The following is a 16,321-nucleotide window of genomic DNA, read 5'->3' as shown; positions in this document are numbered from 1 at the left end:
AGAAATAACGTCACATGGGCGTGCGCTAATCCTCCCTCCAGCGAGGGTGGCCGTCCATTCGTGTGCGCCGAGGGGCAGAAATGACCGCCGAAAGCGGCTTTCGGCGGTCTTTTCTGCTTTCTCGGCGCTACGGGTCCAGATCAGCCCTCGGGCAGTGCAGCGAAGGCCTTCCTGGTGTCGTTGTACCAGCCCATGCCCTTGATGGGGTTCTTCCAGCGGCCCGTCATCGCGTCGTGGGCCGCCTGGTGCCGGGTATCACCGGCCGCGGTGGCGTCCTTCAGGTGCTGGTCCTGGGCCTTGATGACGTCGTCCGCGGAGTCACCGTGGAGCGCCAGGTCGCAGGGGCCGCCGAGTTGCCTGCACGTCATGGTCTTCATGAGAATTTCCTTCTGGTGGGTGCGGTGTACGAGATCGGCGTCTACCGCCCTCGTACTGATGACGAGTCCGGCGCCGGAAATGTGACCGCCGGCGTCATTTCCGGTCCGCGGCGGTTCGCCGGGTGAGGGAGGCCAGGACGTCCGGCTCGGCGCGGAACGTGATCGCGCTGACCGCACCGTCGGTGATCGTGAAGTCGAACGCCACCCGGGCCGCGCCGCGGTGGAACCACGCCGCGCCCGGCCGCCCGTCGACGAACACCGGGAACGCCGTCGTGGCGGCGCCGTCGAACATCGCCGCCACCGCGTTGCGCCCCTCCAGCCGGGCCGGGGTGCCTGCGGCGATCGCGTCGGCGTCGGCGAGAACGACGACGTCGGGCGCGAGCAGGTGCACCAGGCGCGCGAAGCTGCCGCCCCGGGAGGCGGTGAGGAACGCGTCCACCACCTCCCAGTCGGCCGGGGTGCCGTCCGGGGCGAGGGAGGAGACCCTGGTCCGGGCCCTCGAGGCCAGCTTGCGGGCGGCCTCCGGCGAGACCGTGAGGACGGTCGCGATGGTGCGGAAGTCCACGCCGAAGGTGTCGTGCAGGATGAACGCCACCCGCTCGGACGGCGACAGGCGCTGCAGCACCACCTGGAGGGCGACGCCGACGCTGGTCGCCTCGGCCACGTCCTCGGCCGGATCGGGGATCGTGCCGGCTTCCAGCACAGTGTCCGTCGGCTCCGGGACCCGGGACCGCAGGCGGTCGAGGCAGAGGCGGGTCGTGACGACCGTCAGCCAGGCCGGCACGTTCTCGATCACGGTGTCGGTGGCGTCGAAGCGCAGCCACGCCTGCTGCACCATGTCCTCGCCCTCGGCGCGGTCGTCGAGGACGCCGGCAGCGATGCGGACGAGGCGGGGGCGCTCGGCCTCGAACTGTTCCGTCGGGTCCATGCGCACACCCTAGACCCGTCCGTGCCAGGGCGGCAGGAGGACTCTGGCCCCCGGTCATGGGCGGGCGTACAGTCCGCCCATGGCAGACGATCCAGTCCAGACGAACCCTGACAACTACCGCGTGGTCTTCGAGAACGACCGCGTCCGTGTCCTGGAATACACGGACGAGCCCGGCCACATCAGCACCGAACACCACCACCCCGACAGCGTCATGATCACCGCCGGGTCCTTCCACCGGCGGCTGCATGCCCGCGGCACGAGCGTCGAGGTGGAGCTCCTGGAGGGGGCGGTCCGCTGGCTGCCGGCCCAGGACCACTACGGCGAGAATACCGGCTCGACACCGACGCACGTCTTCTTCGTCGAATTGAAGGAACCCGATCCGAACCCCACCCCGGACGGCCCGCAGCTGGGTCCGGTCAAGCTCTGGCCGGCCTGACGCCGACAGATACCAAGCAGGCTGATGATTCGCGTACGCTGAAGGAACGACGTCGAAGAACGTGCCCGGGCGGTCCTACCCCGCACCCCGCATGGCGTCGTACGGCCAGCAGGATCCATCGGAAGGACTCCCATGAGCACGCAGAACGAGCAGCCCCAGCACGACGCGTCGGCCGACGAAGAGCTGTCCGAATCGCTCGAGGGCCACGAGAAGCTGTCCCAGGACGACGACGGGGGCTCACCCCTCGAGGAGATCGAGGACAGCCCGGTCCGCACCAAGAACAGCTGACTACTGCTCCATCCCGCACACGAACGGGGCGTCCGCTGCTGCGGGCGCCCCGTTCGTTTGTCCCGCATAGGAAATGGTCAGGTATGTCGCGTACCGGGGCGCCGGTACCGGGTCTGCTGAGCGTCGCGCACGGCTTCCATCATTTCGTCGACGGACATGAGCACCGTCGTCTCGAACCAGCTCAGTGCGCCACCTCCGCTGATAGCCAGAGCGACCGACCCAGCAAACTCCTGAGAGACTGCTTCGAGCTCCCCGACGGCGAGTACCTGTTCAGGGCGCTGGTTCGCCGAGCCGGATAGCCGCACCAGAACCAGGACTCAACCCGGCCCTGGCCGCTGCGCCGCGGTCCCCGGCCCGCACCATCAGCCCGGCCCTACCATCGGCCGGCTCATTCGATTCGCCTTGCCGGACGAGGAGCCGGCTGGTGTAGCCGTTGTCCTGCCCCCACTGGCTACTTTGCTCACCGGTAGTTCACCCGTCGTGGGCGAGGCGGGCCGGGTGGGAACGGTTGGATCGTTGCGCGCGAGTGTCACCGGCGCATCCTCCACCCGAAGGGATTCACCCATGGCCCGTCTTGTCGGCCCCATTTGTTCTGCTGTTGCCGTCGTCGTCGGGCTCTCGTTTCTCGCTGTTCCTGCTTATGTCGGCCAGGTCGACGCCGCCGCCGAGTCGACAGAGCCCCACGGCAACGTCGAGCACCAGGCGGGTCTGCTCCTCGTGGGCCACCGCGGTGCCGCGGGTACGGCGCCCGAGAACACCGTGGCGGCCTTCAAAGACGGCCGGGCCGCCGGCGCGGACTTCATCGAGGTCGACGTTCAGCTCAGTGCCGACGGTGTCCCGTTCCTCTTCCATGACGACACGCCCGCCCGGACCACGAATGTAGAGGACGTCTTCCCGGAACGCGACGGCGACCCGATCACGTCCTTCACGTGGGCCGAGCTGCAGCAGCTCGACGTCGGCTCGTACTTCGACGGGCGCTTCATCGGCGAGAAAATCCCGCACCTCGACGACGCTGCGAGGGTGGCTACCCGCGCCACGGGCGTGTACATCGAGATCAAGTCGCCGGTGAACTCGCCCGGCATCGAGGAACTGGTGGCCGAGGAGCTGAGCGCCGAATCTGCGTGGCGGAAGCTGGTCGGCGCGGACAAGGTGCAGGTACTCGGCTTTGACGAGTCCTCCAACCGCAGGTTCGCTGCGTTGGCACCGGAGGTCCCGCTGCAGCAGCTCACGGGTGTGGTCCCGGGGTCCGAGGTACTGGCCGACTGGGCCACCGTCGTGGACTCCGTCGGCGCGAACTACCGTGGCCTCACCCCTGCCGATGTCATCAGGGTGAAGGAGGCGGGCCTCGTGATGGGCGTCTATACCGTGAACTCGCCGGAAGCCGTGCAGGCCGTCGCGGATTTCGGTGTCGACGTCGTGATGACTGACTTCCCAATTCAGAACAGTCGTTCCCTGCGCGGGGTTCCCGCGTTTCCGGGTGCAGCCCTGGAGATCAGCGGAGCCGTGAGCAATCCGTTGGGCTACGATGTCCTGCCGGGGGCAGGGGAGTATGTGATGCTGCGGAATGCCTCAGGCTCTGCAGTGGACGTGAGCGGGTATTTCCTCCGGGACGCCGCGAAGAACGTCCTGCGGGTGGGGGAGGGCTATGTCCTGCAGCCCGGTGGTGAGTTGCGCGTCCACACCGGCCCCGGCACGAACACCTCGACCGCCTGCTTCAACGCAATGCCGTCCTCCGTCCTGAACAACACCGGCGACTCGCTGGGTCTGTGGACGCCGGAACTGCGCCTGCTGGACGTCTACGCGAACTAGCTGTGCGTGTCATGACCTTGGTGACGTCCCCGAAAGGCGTCCCCGACGGTCCGCGAGAGCTGTCCGAATCGCTCGAGGGCCACGAGAAGCTGTCCCAGGACGACGACGGGGACTCACCCCTCGAGGAGATCGAGGACAGCCCGGTCCGCACCAAGAACAGCTGATAACTGCTCCATCCCGCACACGAACGGGGCGTCCGCTGCTGCGGGCGCCCCGTTCGTGTGTTCTCCGGGGGCTACTTCGTGAGGTCCACCCGGTACGTGCCCGAGGCCGAGCCGTCCTCACTCGTCACTGTGAGGACGGTGGTGCGGTCCTTACCCGAGGGCTGAGTGACGGTTACCGTCGCATAGGGATCGGCGGTAACGGCCGAGACCGTGGGAACCTTCCCCTTCGACGGAACCGCGTAGGCGGTGATCTCGGGGGAGAACCCGGCCACCGGCGTGTCGCCGAGGCTGATCGAGGAGAGCGTGGCGTCCGAGGACGCCGCGGGGACGAGCCCGAGCACCTGAATCTCGCTGACCACCATGTGGGTGTTCGGGCGTGCCGTCATGACCACGCGAACGGACTGCGCCGTGACGCCGCTGATCGGCAGAGTCACTGCGGGGGCCGGCGAGCCGCCTGGGACGTCGACCGGCGAGCCGACATCGCTCCACGCGCCGTCGGCGCCCTGGACCTGGAGCTGGACGGACTGCGCGTAGCTGTCTGTGGTGCCGTCGCGGAAGAAGTTCACGACGACGCCGCCGACGGGCTGCGCGGACGGCAGAGTGACCGTCAGGGTCTCCGAGGTGTTCTTTGCACTGGACTTCCAGTTGGACCAGGCCTTGTCGCGGAGGTCCCCGTTGAACAATCCAGCCGTGCCGTAGCCCGGCTCGGTGAAGGTGGCCGCGGCGGTGGTGCCGCCGTCATCGGCCACGTTGTCCAGCGTGCCCTCGGTGACCTGGATGCGGACGGTCGCCGGGAGTGTGCCGTCCGCGCCGTCATCCGCCCGGCCGGCCAGCTCGTACACGCCGGGGGCGGGGTAGCTGACGGCGGTGTCCCAGGTGACGTCACGTTCCACGGTGCCGCCGAGGCTTCCCACGGCCGTGACGGTAGCCGGCAGGACGGGGACGGCCCCGACGACGGCCTTGGCGCGTGCCGGCTGCGTGGAGACGAGGGTGTCGACCGTGACGGTCAGTTCGGCGGGGAACTGCGCGCCGGTGACGTCCGTCGCGATGCCCTTCACCTTGACGGTCCCGGCCTTCTTCCAGCGGTTCCCGTTCGGGATCTTCCACTCGACGGGGATGGCTCCGCGGGCGCCGTCGCGGTACACGGGAGTCACTGTCTCCGGCAGCACGGGTGCGGTGCCGGGAACGGTGAAGGCGGTGGCGGGTTCGACGTCGATTACGGTCTCGTCGATCAGTGCCCAGCGCTGGTTCGCACCGGAGTTCGCGAGGTACAGCGTGACTGCCGCACCCTCGGCGGTCGATCCGCCACCCACCTCGAGCAGGAGGTCGGTCTCGGCGTTGACGAGGGTGTAGGTGCCGTCCCCGGTGGTGGAGGCGATCCACTCGGCCCGCGGATTGCCGCTGGCGGGAGCGACGACGGCGGCGCCGCCCTCGTCGGCGAGCTGCGCGGAGCCGTCGAGCGTGGTGATCGAATAGCGCTCGCGGTTGGTGTTGTCCTCACCCAGGCTGGTGAAGCGGAACAGCTGCTGCGCGTCGGCGGGGTCGGTGGCGCTGATGACGGCGGTACCGCCGGTGGTTTCGATGGACTTGCCGCTCTGCACGCCCTGCAGCCGGTACACGTGGCCGTTCTGGATGGCGGCCGCGTCCTCGGCGATGCCCGAGACGCCGTCGACCACGAAGGTGGTGACGGACTCGGCCGGTGCGGTGACCACGGCGCTGGCGCCCTCGATCGCGACCGGCTCACCCTCGACGAGGGCGCCGTCCGCGTCGCTGACCACGGGCGTCACCGTGGCACCCTTGGCAACGGAGCCGAACTTCGAGAAGTCGAGGACCAGGGGCTTGTCCTCGGCGTCCTCGTTGATGTGCACGACGGCGGCACCGGCGCCGGTGATCGCGGCGGTCGTGTCCTCGTCGTTCACCTGCACCAGGCGGTCGCCGGGCTGGATGTAGTGCGTGTAGTTCCGCACGGTGTTGAACTTGGTGTTCGTGTAGATGGGGCACGTCTCGAGGGTGTCCACGTCGGTGCAGTCGAAGGGCATCTGGATGCTGCCCCAGTTGGCGCCGGCAGCGCTCTCGCCGCCGGGGGCCATGTTGTCGTAGTCCTCGACGGGCTGCCAGAACACCCAGGCGCTGGGCTCGAGCTCGCGGAGGTCGTCGGTGATGCGCTTGGCCATGCCGAGGCCCGGTTCCATGCTGGTGAAGCTTTGGCCGTTCCCCCAGGAGCCCTCGACCTCACTCATCCACAGCGGCTTGTCCTCGGCCTTGGCGATGTCCCGCACGGTGGTGCGCTGGCCGGTGCCGTAGGTGTGCACGTTCAGCTGGTCCACGAGGGCGCGGACATCCTCGGGGTAGGAGTTCCAGTTGGTGGCGAAGGTGCCGGGATTCGTCTCGTCCATCGCGGAGATGGTGGCGGCGGTGTCAGCGTCCTGCAGCTTCGCGGCGAGGTCCCGGAGGACCCGCTGCTGCAGCTGCGGGCCCATGTGGGCGCCCTCCTGGCGGCCGCCGGTCGGTTCACCGGAGGCGTCGAGCTGCGTACTCCAGTAGTTGGTGTTGGGCTCGTTGAACGGATCGAGGGTGTCCACCTCGATGCCGTGAGCTTTCTCCAGTTCCTCGGTGACGCGCACCAGGTAGGCGTTGAAGTCGGAGATACTCTCGGGCTTCAGCTGGTCGGCGGTGGAATTGAACCCGCCGGAGGTGTAGCCGCTGACGGTCTGGAACCAGGGCGGGGAGTTGCTGAACGTCTCCCAGTGCGTGATGTCCTGCTTGATGCGGTCGATCCACCAGCGCTGCGTGGCATCCGCCTCGAGGTTCCAGTCCGCGGGGTCCTCGGGTGACCACCAGTCGGTGTCCTCGCGCGTGGTGCCCTCGGGTGCGTTCCACCAGCCCTCGACGGCGCCGCCGGGACGCAGGTAGTCCTTCACATCGGGGGCGTTGCCGCCGCCGATGTTGTAGCGGGCGATGTTCAGGTTGAGGCCGTCGGGTCCGAAGACCAGCTCGGCGAGCCGGTTCCGGATCTCGTCGGGATAGTCGCCGGTGGCGTTGGCGAACCAGACGAGGCTGGTCCCCCAGCCCTCGAACTCCTCGCCCTGGTAGGAGGGGTCGGGGGTGAGCGTGAGGGCGCCATCGGGTACGGCCGGGGCGGTGGGCGGAGCGGGACGGGCGGGTGGTGCGGCCTGCGCCGCACCACCCATGAGGGAGGCGGCCGCCAATACGGCGGCAACTCCGGTCGCGGCCGCCTGGGTGGCGCGCCTGGATCGATTCGTCATTGAACGTGTTCCTTCCAGCGAGGTTGTGCAGGTCCTACGAGACGGTGGTGCGGTCCTTCCTCGTGAGCACGGCGACGGAGCGGGGAGCCAGCTTGGACTCCTCGCCGGTGAGGGTGTCGCCGTGGACGCCGGTGATGTCCACGGGCGCGTCGGTGCGGTTGATGAGGAAGACGTAGTCGGCGCCGTCGCCGGCACGGATGACCTGCTCGACGGCGCCGCGGAGGTCGGCGGGCAGCTCGCTGGTCAGCCCGGCGCGGGCCGCGAGATCCGCGAGGACGGGCTCGAGGCCCTGGGCGCCGAGGCGGGCGCCCACGTAGGCGGCACTGCCGGATCCCGGATCGGAGGAGACGGCGCGGCGCGTCACGGCGGCGTCGCCGGTATGGTCACCGCTCGTGTAGCGGGCGAGGACTTCGACGTCGTCGGCGCGTGGTAGGACTCGATCGGCCCACAGCGTCGCGGCGGTCCCGTTGTCCAGCTGGACGGTGTCGCCGTCGAGCAGGGGCCCGAACTCGTCGATGCGGATGCCGAGCAGGTCCGCGAGGGCGCCGGGGTAGCCGCCGAGCCAGATGTGGTCGTTCTCGTCGGTGATGCCGCTGAAGTAGCTCGCGACGAGGTGCCCGCCGCCGGTCATGTAGTCCTCGAGGCGCGCCTTCAGTGCGGCCGGGACCACGTGGAGAACGGGGGCGACGACGAGCCCGTAACCGGTGAGGTCCGCCGCGGAGGGGACGACGTCGGCGCGGAGGCCGAGGGCGAGGAACGCCGAGTACCAGTCGAGGGCCTCCTGCTTGTAGCGGAGGCGGTCGGTGGGGTGGGAGTCCTGCTCGGAGGCCCACCAGGAGTCCCAGTCGAAGAGGATCGCGGCCGGTGCCTGGCGGCGGCGGGAGCCGACGACGTCGGACAGTCCAGCCAGTTCACGGCCGAGCGCGACGACGTCGCGGAAGATCGGGCTGTCCTCGCCGGCGTGGGGGACCATCGCGGAGTGGAACTTCTCGGCGCCGGCCTTGGACTGCCGCCACTGGAAGTAGCAGACGGCGTCGGCGCCGTGCGCCACGTGGGTGAGGGAGTCGCGGCGCAGGGCCCCGGACTTCTTGGGGGTGTTGATGGGCTGCCAGTTCACGGCGCTGGTGGAGTGCTCCATGAGGAACCACGGCCTGCCGCCGGCGATGTTGCCGGTGAGGTTCGCGGAGAAGGAGAGCTCGTCCACGCCCTGCGGGCCGGGGACGAAGTAGTGGTCGTTGGCGACGAAGTCCACCTCGGCGGCCCAGTCGGCGTAGTCCATACCCTTGGTCTCGCCCATGACCATGAAGTTCGTGGTGACGGGGATTTCCGGGGTGATGCGGTTCAGGATGTCGCGTTCGGCGCGCAGGTACTGCTTGAGGGCGTCGGAGGAGAAGCGCTTGAAGTCGAGCTGCTGCGTGGGGTTGGGGTGCGAGGCGGCCTGGCGCGGGGGCAGGATCTGCTCGAAGCGCGTGTACCGCTGGGACCAGAAGTCGGTGCCCCAGGCGTCGTTGAGGGCGTCGATGCTGCCGTACCGGTCGGTGAGCCAGAGGCGGAAGGCGCGGGCGGCGTCGTCGGAGTAGTCGTAGATGTTGTGGCAGCCGAGCTCGTTGGAGATGTGCCAGGCGCAGACGGCCGGGTGGTCCCGGTACCGCTCGGCCATCGCCGTGACGAGCTTGAGGGCATGCTCGCGGAACACGGGGCTGGTGGGCCGCCAGTGCTGGCGTGCGCCGGGCCAGAGGGTGCCGCCGTCGGCCGTGACGGGCAGGATCTCGGGGTGCTCGGTGGCGAGCCACGGTGGCGGGGAGGCGGTGGCGGTCGCGAGGTCGACGGCGATCCCGCTGGCGTGCAGGAGGTCGATGACCTCGTCGAGCCAGGCGAAGTTCCAGGTGTCCCGCTCGGGCTGCAGGCGGGCCCAGGAGAAGATCGCGAGGGACACCACGTTGACGCCGGCCTCGCGCATGAGGCGGACGTCCTCGTCCCACGTCTCGCGCGGCCACTGCTCCGGGTTGTAGTCGGCGCCGAACGCCATGCGTGCTCGGTTCGGTTCGGACGGCCAGCGCAGCCAGCGGTGGGTGGTGGGTGTCGACACGGTAGTGCTCCTTGGGGATGTCTCTCGAGGCGTTCAGGCGCGGGTGGGCCTCCCGCCGTCGTCGTGCCCTTGTTCTGTGAGGACGGGCAGGGGCGACGACGGCGGGTACAGCGGGATGGGACGGACCGGGCGGGTGCGCGCGAGCTCCCGCCCGGCCCGGGTCTGATGGTGCAGGTGCAGCTGGTGCTACTCCGAGACGGTGAAGCCCTGGTCGGTGCCGTACTTGATGCTGGCGTCCTGCCAGCTCTTCAGCCCGTCCATGAGAGGGGTGTCCGAGACGTAGGCCTGGCCGGCGGTGTCGTTGAAGATGCTGTTCGCGTAGACCTGGAAGGGCAGGTAGGACCAGCCCTCGACGACGTTCGCTGCGGACTCGGCGAAGAGTTCGTTGGCCTTCTGGCCGCCGAAGTACTCGAACTCCCGGTTCAGGAACTCCTCGGATTCGAGGTCGGCCGTCGTGGCGGGGAAGGCGCCGCCGTCGATGCGCGTCTGGACGCCGTCGCCCACGCTCGCGTAGTCGAGGAAGGCGTAGGCGAGGGCCGCGTTCTCCGTGGCGGACGGGACGGCGAGCGAACTGCCACCGTTCTCGGCCGTTGCGGTGCCGCCCTCTTCCCACTGGGGGAGCGGTGCCACGCGCCACTTGCCCGCGCCGGCCTGCACACCGGACTCGAAGTTGCCGGGCATCCAGGCACCGGTGTTCAAGGTTGCGATGGTCCCGTCGCCGAGGCCCTGGTACCACTCGTCGGTCCAGGAGTTGATGGGGGCCACGAGGTCGTCCTCGATGAGCTGCTGCCAGGTCTCGGCGAACTGCGTGGAGCCCTCGTCGGTGAAGTCGATCGAGACGTCGGTGCCGTCCACGGTGTAGGGCTTGCCGCCCGCCTGCCAGATGAGGCTGGTGGTCAGTCCAGCGTCGCCCGTGTCATTGGTGATGTAGACGTCGGGGTCGGCCTCGTGGATGGTCTTCGCCGCTGCGACGTACTCGTCCCAGGTCGCAGGGATCTCGACGCCGAACTTCTCGAAGACCTCCGTGTTGTAGTACATGACCATGGGGCCGGCATCCATGGGGAGGCCGTAGATGCCCTCGCCCTGCTGGACGGCGTTCCACGGGCCGGGGCTGAAGGTCCCTTCCAGGTCCGAGGCCCCGAGGGCGCCGATGTCCGTGAGGGAATCGGCGAGGGCGAACTGCGGCAGGGCGAAGTACTCGATCTGGGCGACGTCGGGGACCCCCGAGCCTGCGGCGATGGCGTTCTGCAGGGCCGTGTACTGGTCGTTGCCCGTTCCGGCGTTGACCACTTCGACGTCAACGTTGGGGTGCAGCTCCTCGAACTCCGCGGCGACGTCCTGGACGGTCAGGTCCCAGGCCCAGACCGTGAGCTCGCCGCCCTCCTCCAGCGCCGCCGCGACGTCGTCGGCGTTGGCGCCGTCCGCGCTGCCGCCTCCGGCGTCGTTCCCACCGCCGCCACACGCCGTCAGGGCGAGGGTCGCGGCGAAGGCCAGGGCGGATCCGCGCAGTACGGCGGGGGCGATTTTCCTGTTCATGGATTTCCTTATCACTTCGTTGTTGACGGGAGGGGTTCTACTCTTTGACGCTTCCGGCGCTCAGGCCGGACTGCCAGTACCGCTGGAGGAAGAGGAACGCGATGATCAGCGGCAGGATGGTCAGCAGTGCGCCGGTGATGACGAGGTTGTAGATGGCGTCGCCGCCCACGGTGGACGCCTGGTTGTTCCAGGCGTTCAGGCCCAGGGTCAGGGGGTACCAGTCCGGGTTCTTCAGCATGATCAGCGGCAGGAAGTAGTTGTTCCACGTGGCCACCATGGTGAACAGCAGCACCGTGACGATGCAGGGGCCCAGCAGCGGCAGGCAGATCTGGAAGAAGGTGCGGAACTCGCCGGCGCCGTCCATACGGGCCGATTCCAGCAGTTCCGTGGGGATGGCCTGCGCGGCGAAGGTCCACATCAGGTACAGGCCGAACGGAGAGATGAGGGACGGGATGATGACCGCCCAGGGCGTGTTGGTGAGCCCCATCTCGCTGAACATGAGGAACGTGGGGACCGCCAGGGCAGTGCCGGGAACGGCCACCGCCCCGATGACGACGGCGAACACGGCCTTCTTGCCGGGGAAGCTGAACTTCGCCAGGGCGTAGCCGCCGAGGACGGCGAGGAACGTCGCCCCGCCGGCCCCGACCACCACGTACAGCACGGTGTTGAGGAACCAGCGGCCGAAGATGCCGTCGTCGTAGGCGAGGGTGTCCTGGATGTTGGAGAACAGGGCGAAGTCGTCGCTGAACCAGAGACCGAACGAGGTGAAGAGATCGGCCTGGGTCTTGGAGGCGTTGATGAACAGCCATACCAGGGGCACGAGGCTGTAGACGAGGACGATGCCCGTCAGGGCGGTGAGCAGGACGTTGCGCCTCGGGTTGTCGAGGCTGCGCCGCGTGCTCCTCATGCGCACGTACGCGGGCTTCTGCTGCCGGGTCCGGGTGGGTTCGGTGGCGACACTCACGGTCAGCCCTCCTTCCGCATGCCGCGCAGCTGCACGGCGTAGGCGATGACCATGGTGATGACGCCCATGATGATGGCCACGGTGGCGGAGTAGTTGTACTGCTGGCCGGAGAAGCTCAGCGAGTAGGCGTACAGGTTCGGGGTGAAGTACGTGGAGATGGAGTTCGGCGCCAGGCCCTGCAGGATCGCTGGTTCGTTGAACAGCTGGAAGCTGCCGATCACCGAGAAGATCGTGGCCACCACGAGGGCCCCGCGGATGGCGGGGAGCTTGATCGCGGTGACGAGGCGGAACTGGCTGGCGCCGTCGATCTCCGCGGCCTCGTACAGGGACTTCGGGATCACGCGGAGGGCCGAGTAGAAGATCAGCATGTTGTAGCCGATGAACTCCCACGTGACGATGTTGCCGATCGCCGCGAGGATCAGGTCCGGGGAGAGCGGGTTGGGCAGGTCGGTGCCGAGGGCGCTGTTGATGTTGCCCACCAGGCCGAACCGCGTGCCGTACATGAAGCCCCACATGAGGCTGGCGACGACGGCGGGCACCGCGTACGGCAGGAAGATCGAGATCCGGAAGAAGGACTTCCCGTAGAGCCGGCCGCTGTCCAGCGCCAGGGCTACGAGGAGCGCGATCAACAGCATGATCGGGACCTGCACCGCGAGGAACAGCGTGACCCGCAGGAGGGAGGACCAGAACTGGGTGTCCTGCAGGGCCTGGGAGTAGTTCGCGAGTCCTACGAAGCCGTTGCCACCCACGAGCTGGTTGCGGAAGAAGCTCAGGTAGATCGAGTACGCGATGGGGGCGAGGAAGACGAGGGCGAAGACCGCCATGAACGGGCCGATGAAGAGCCAGCCGGACCAGGAGCGCTTCTGCGTGCGCTTCGGTGCTCGCTTCGCGGGCTTCGGTTGCGTGCCGAGTACCGCCGGTGGGGGTGACGCCGTCGTCATCTTCGTCCTTCGTGTCGGGCGATGTTTACGTAAACACAGATGCGTTTGAGGGCGGCATGTTTACGTAAACATTGTTGTTACGATGGTCACATGTCCTCCCCGTCGCGTCAACACCCCGTTCGCGAGGATCGGCGTGTCTCCATGTCCGACGTCGCCCGGCTCGCCGGCGTGTCGGCGCAGACGGTGTCGCGGGTCTCCAACGGCAGTCCGGGCGTCATCGAGGCCACGCGGCAGCAGGTCATCGCGGCGATGAATGAGCTCGGCTACCGCCCCAACAGTGCGGCGCGGGCCTTGAAGCGGGGCAGCTTCCGGACCATCGGCGTCATCTTGTTCACGCTGTCCACCACCGGGAACGTCCGCACGCTCGAGGCCATCGCGGCACGCGCTGCGGAGGAGGACTACGCCATCACGCTGATTCCCGTAGCCGCGCCCACGCAGGCCGGGGTGCGGGGGGCGTTCTCACGGCTCAATGAGCTGGCGGTGGACGGCATCATCGTGATCATGGAGGTGCACCTGCTCGACGCCGCCACGGTGTCCCTGCCGCCCGGCGTCCACGCCGTGGTAGTGGATTCCGATGCGAGCGAGAGCTACAGCGTGATCGACACGGACCAGGCCGACGGCGCCCGGAAGGCCGTGGAGCACCTGCTGGACCTGGGCCATTCCACGGTGTGGCATGTGGCCGGACCCTCGGAGTCCTTCGCGTCGGAGCGGCGCGTGAATGCGTGGCGGTCCGTGCTGGCTGACCGGGGGTGCGTCGAGCCCGCGCTGCTGCGCGGTGACTGGTCGGCGGAGTCGGGCTACCAGGCCGGGCTCGCACTGGCGTCCTCCGACTGCACCGCGGTGTTCGCCGCCAACGATCAGATGGCGCTCGGGGTGCTGCGGGCCTTCCACGAGAAGGGTGTCCGGGTGCCGCAGGACGTCTCGATCGTCGGCTTCGACGACATCCCCGACAGCACCTCCTTCAGCCCGCCCCTGACCACGGTGCACCAGGACTTCGCGGAGGTGGGCCGGCGCTGCGTGGACAAGGTGCTGAAGCAGATGCGGGAGAACTCGACGGAGCCGGGGCTGGATCTCGTGCCGACGCGGCTCGTGGTGCGGGCGAGCACCAGCGCGCATGTGGTTGCCCCGCGAAACTGACACGTAATCGAATCGGTGCTCCTGCGAAACCTGGCTCTGTTGGAATGGGGCATCACTCGGAGCTCTCACGACCCACCTGATGGAGGCGGGCTCCGCCACCTCGTCAGAAGGACACCAGGCATGCTGTTTTCCCTTTCACCGTCACTGCCTCGTACCCGACGCGTCACGTCCGGGGTCGCCGCAGGACTACTCGCGGCCGCCGTCGTCGCCGGTCCCGCTGTCGCTGCACCCAAACCACTGCCGCTGGACCTCAGCACCGCCGGCGTCGCCGACGTCCAGGCCGGTCTCGCCTCCCGCAGCTTCACCTCCGAAGCCCTGGTGCAGGCCTATCTCGCGCGCATCGACGCCCTGAGTGTGAACGGGCCACACCTGAATTCGGTGCGTTCCATCAATCCCTCGGCGCTGAATGATGCGAAGGCACTGGACGCCGAGCGGAAGAAGGGCAAGGTTCGCGGCCCGTTGCACGGTGTGCCGGTGCTGGTGAAGGACAACATCGATGTCGCCGGCATGCCCACCACGGCCGGTTCCGTGGCTCTGGCGAACTCTTTTCCCGCCGCGGATGCTCCGATGATCGCGGAGCTGAAGAAGGCCGGTGCGATCATCATCGGCAAGACGAACCTGACGGAGTTCGCGAACTTCATGACGAACGGGATGCCCGCGGGGTACAGCTCGCTCGGTGGCCAGGTGCTCAACCCCTACGACGCCAGCCAGACGCCCAGCGGTTCCAGTGCCGGCTCGGGGTCGGCGGGAGCCGCGGGGCTTGCGACCCTGACCATCGGCACGGAGACTTCCGGGTCCATCCTCAGCCCTGCCCGTGCCAATTCGCTGGTGGGTGTGAAGCCGACCGTGGGTATCGCGAGCCGGACCGGCATCATCCCGATCTCCGCCACCCAGGACACCGCGGGACCCATGACGAAGTCCGTGTACGACGCCGCGGTGCTGCTGGGTGCGATGACGAGCATCGATCCTGAGGATCCCGCGACTGCGGCGAACCCGAGCGACAACGTGGACTTCACGGCGGCCCTCAGCGACAGCGCCCTGGTGGGGGCGCGCCTCGGCTACGTCGCCAGCAACACCGACCCGGTGTACACGGCGTCGCTGGATGCGTTGCGGGCCCAGGGTGCAACGCTCGTTCCCGTCACGGTCGGCGGTACCACGGCGCCGAGCATCCTCACCCTGGAGTTCGAGCGGGACCTCAACGCCTATCTGGCGCGTCTTCCCGAGGACGCACCGATGGACACGCTCAGCGACATCATCGCGTACAACAGCGCCAATGCGCCCGCGGCGCTGAAGTTCGGGCAGACGCTCCTGACGGACTCGGAGGCAGTGGACCTCGGTGATCCGGCGCAGTCAGCACGGTACGAGGCGGCCCGCGACACCGGCCTGGCGGAGACCCGGGACGCTATCGACACCGTGCTGACCGCGAACGACCTCGATGCGATCGTGTCCAACTCGGCGACGACGGGTGTCGGGGCGCGGGCGGGCTATCCTTCCGTGATCGTGCCGTCAGGCTACTCCGAGGCCAACCGGAGGCCCTCGGGCGTCGTGTTCCTCGGCACCGCGTGGAGTGAGGCGGACCTCCTCGGCTTCGCCTACGACTTCGAGCAGGCCACCAAGGCCTGGCAGTCGCCGCAGAACATCAACCCGTCCCTGTTCCGCTGCACGTCGGTGGTCCCGGCCTCGGAATGGGACGCCGCCTGCACGACCACGACGACGAAACCAGGCAAGGGCAACAAGTAGACTTTCGGACCCATGGCTGGAGCTAGTACTCACGACGGAGGTGCCTGTGTCGTGCACAAGGCGGCAGGAGGTTACAAGTTCGACCAGTGAGGCTTATCCTGCCGTGCAGGATAGTTGGTCGTCAGGAACGGGGAAAGTCCCGGGTGGCAGCCTGGATTGGGGGATCAGGTAGGGCGTCCGGACCTTCACCGGTGGAGGTAGCCGGGCGAATGTTCTCCACCGAAGATGATCTGTCGAGGAGTCAGTCAGATGAGGAAACCGCCCTATGCCGGCCCGAATGGCACCGACGATTTCGAGAACCTCAGCCCCGACGAAGCCCTGAGAGCGTTCACCTCGTACCGGTTGCTCGGAGACTGTTTCGAGCAGTCCAGCGATGAGGACCTGGCGGCTCATGGGTGGCTCATCGAGGACTGGAAGACCTTGCTGAAGGACCGCCAGCAACAGACGCAGCGAGCCGACCGGGAGCTCGGAGCCGCAGTCCGGCTGGCCCGGAATGAGGGCGCCAGCTGGCATGACATCGCCCGCACCCTCCGCCTTCCGATCGAGGAGACACGCGCCCACTTCGACTGGCCCTACGGAGATTTTTGAGACAAGGGGCGGTGCAGGTCTCGGTTGCTGGGATGCCGGATGCGTGGCAGGCCAACCT

Annotated in this window: 14 protein-coding genes; 7 read left to right on the top strand and 7 right to left on the bottom strand. The window is 68.2% G+C overall.

What is annotated here, in order from left to right:
* Window positions 1-140: 140 nt before the first annotated feature.
* Window positions 141-377, bottom strand: coding sequence for a DUF1059 domain-containing protein (locus C4K88_RS11690; RefSeq protein ID WP_104121818.1), 237 nt, complete (start codon window positions 375-377; stop codon window positions 141-143).
* Between the two features lie 94 nt (window positions 378-471).
* Window positions 472-1,305, bottom strand: a complete 834-nt coding sequence (locus tag C4K88_RS11685) for a sigma-70 family RNA polymerase sigma factor (RefSeq protein ID WP_104121817.1) — start codon at window positions 1,303-1,305, stop codon at window positions 472-474.
* Between the two features lie 79 nt (window positions 1,306-1,384).
* On the opposite strand from C4K88_RS11685, the gene C4K88_RS11680 reads away from it, so the two are divergent.
* From C4K88_RS11680 to C4K88_RS17405, 4 genes are all read left to right on the top strand, one after another.
* The gene (locus C4K88_RS11680; protein ID WP_104121816.1) at window positions 1,385-1,741 is read left to right on the top strand and encodes a cytoplasmic protein; all 357 of its coding nucleotides are present in this window, start codon (window positions 1,385-1,387) and stop codon (window positions 1,739-1,741) included.
* Between the two features lie 132 nt (window positions 1,742-1,873).
* A complete protein-coding gene (locus C4K88_RS17410) occupies window positions 1,874-2,029 on the top strand; it encodes a hypothetical protein (RefSeq protein ID WP_167399040.1) in 156 nt (51 codons plus the stop codon).
* A 564-nt stretch (window positions 2,030-2,593) separates the two neighbouring features.
* Window positions 2,594-3,838 (top strand): glycerophosphodiester phosphodiesterase family protein, encoded by a 1,245-nt coding sequence (locus C4K88_RS11670; RefSeq protein ID WP_104121815.1) that lies wholly within the window; start codon window positions 2,594-2,596, stop codon window positions 3,836-3,838.
* 20 nt (window positions 3,839-3,858) lie between these two features.
* Window positions 3,859-4,002 (top strand): hypothetical protein, encoded by a 144-nt coding sequence (locus C4K88_RS17405; RefSeq protein WP_167399039.1) that lies wholly within the window; start codon window positions 3,859-3,861, stop codon window positions 4,000-4,002.
* Window positions 4,003-4,073: 71 nt separating this feature from the next.
* Here C4K88_RS17405 and C4K88_RS11665 read toward each other — a convergent pair whose 3' ends face one another.
* The 5 genes from C4K88_RS11665 to C4K88_RS11645 form a co-directional block, all read right to left on the bottom strand.
* Window positions 4,074-7,268 carry an RICIN domain-containing protein gene (locus tag C4K88_RS11665; RefSeq protein WP_104121814.1) on the bottom strand — a complete coding sequence of 1,065 codons (3,195 nt, stop codon included), beginning with the start codon at window positions 7,266-7,268 and terminating at the stop codon, window positions 4,074-4,076.
* Between the two features lie 34 nt (window positions 7,269-7,302).
* The gene (locus C4K88_RS11660; RefSeq protein ID WP_241521882.1) at window positions 7,303-9,357 is read right to left on the bottom strand and encodes a beta-galactosidase; all 2,055 of its coding nucleotides are present in this window, start codon (window positions 9,355-9,357) and stop codon (window positions 7,303-7,305) included.
* A gap of 186 nt (window positions 9,358-9,543) precedes the next feature.
* On the bottom strand, window positions 9,544-10,893 hold the full coding sequence (locus C4K88_RS11655) for an ABC transporter substrate-binding protein (protein ID WP_104121813.1): 1,350 nt from the start codon (window positions 10,891-10,893) through the stop codon (window positions 9,544-9,546).
* 37 nt (window positions 10,894-10,930) lie between these two features.
* The gene (locus C4K88_RS11650; protein ID WP_104122219.1) at window positions 10,931-11,800 is read right to left on the bottom strand and encodes a carbohydrate ABC transporter permease; all 870 of its coding nucleotides are present in this window, start codon (window positions 11,798-11,800) and stop codon (window positions 10,931-10,933) included.
* A 59-nt stretch (window positions 11,801-11,859) separates the two neighbouring features.
* Complete coding sequence (locus C4K88_RS11645) at window positions 11,860-12,798, bottom strand: carbohydrate ABC transporter permease (protein ID WP_104121812.1); 939 nt, start codon at window positions 12,796-12,798, stop codon at window positions 11,860-11,862.
* A 141-nt stretch (window positions 12,799-12,939) separates the two neighbouring features.
* Here C4K88_RS11645 and C4K88_RS11640 point away from each other — a divergent pair, with 141 nt between their 5' ends.
* The 3 genes from C4K88_RS11640 (at window position 12,940) to C4K88_RS11630 (ending at window position 16,263) form a co-directional block, all read left to right on the top strand.
* A complete protein-coding gene (locus tag C4K88_RS11640; protein WP_104121811.1) occupies window positions 12,940-13,935 on the top strand; it encodes a LacI family DNA-binding transcriptional regulator in 996 nt (331 codons plus the stop codon).
* A gap of 120 nt (window positions 13,936-14,055) precedes the next feature.
* Window positions 14,056-15,675: an amidase family protein gene (locus C4K88_RS11635; protein ID WP_104121810.1), complete on the top strand. Its 1,620-nt coding sequence runs from the start codon at window positions 14,056-14,058 to the stop codon at window positions 15,673-15,675.
* Window positions 15,676-15,924: 249 nt separating this feature from the next.
* Window positions 15,925-16,263: a hypothetical protein gene (locus C4K88_RS11630; protein WP_104121809.1), complete on the top strand. Its 339-nt coding sequence runs from the start codon at window positions 15,925-15,927 to the stop codon at window positions 16,261-16,263.
* Window positions 16,264-16,321: the final 58 nt, after the last annotated feature.

The organism is Arthrobacter pityocampae, assembly GCF_002927275.1.
In the GTDB taxonomy this organism is placed as follows: Bacteria; Actinomycetota; Actinomycetes; order Actinomycetales; family Micrococcaceae; genus Arthrobacter_D; species Arthrobacter_D pityocampae.
The sequence above is the reverse complement of the archived record's forward strand: the minus strand, read 5'-3'. Positions and strand labels throughout refer to the sequence as shown.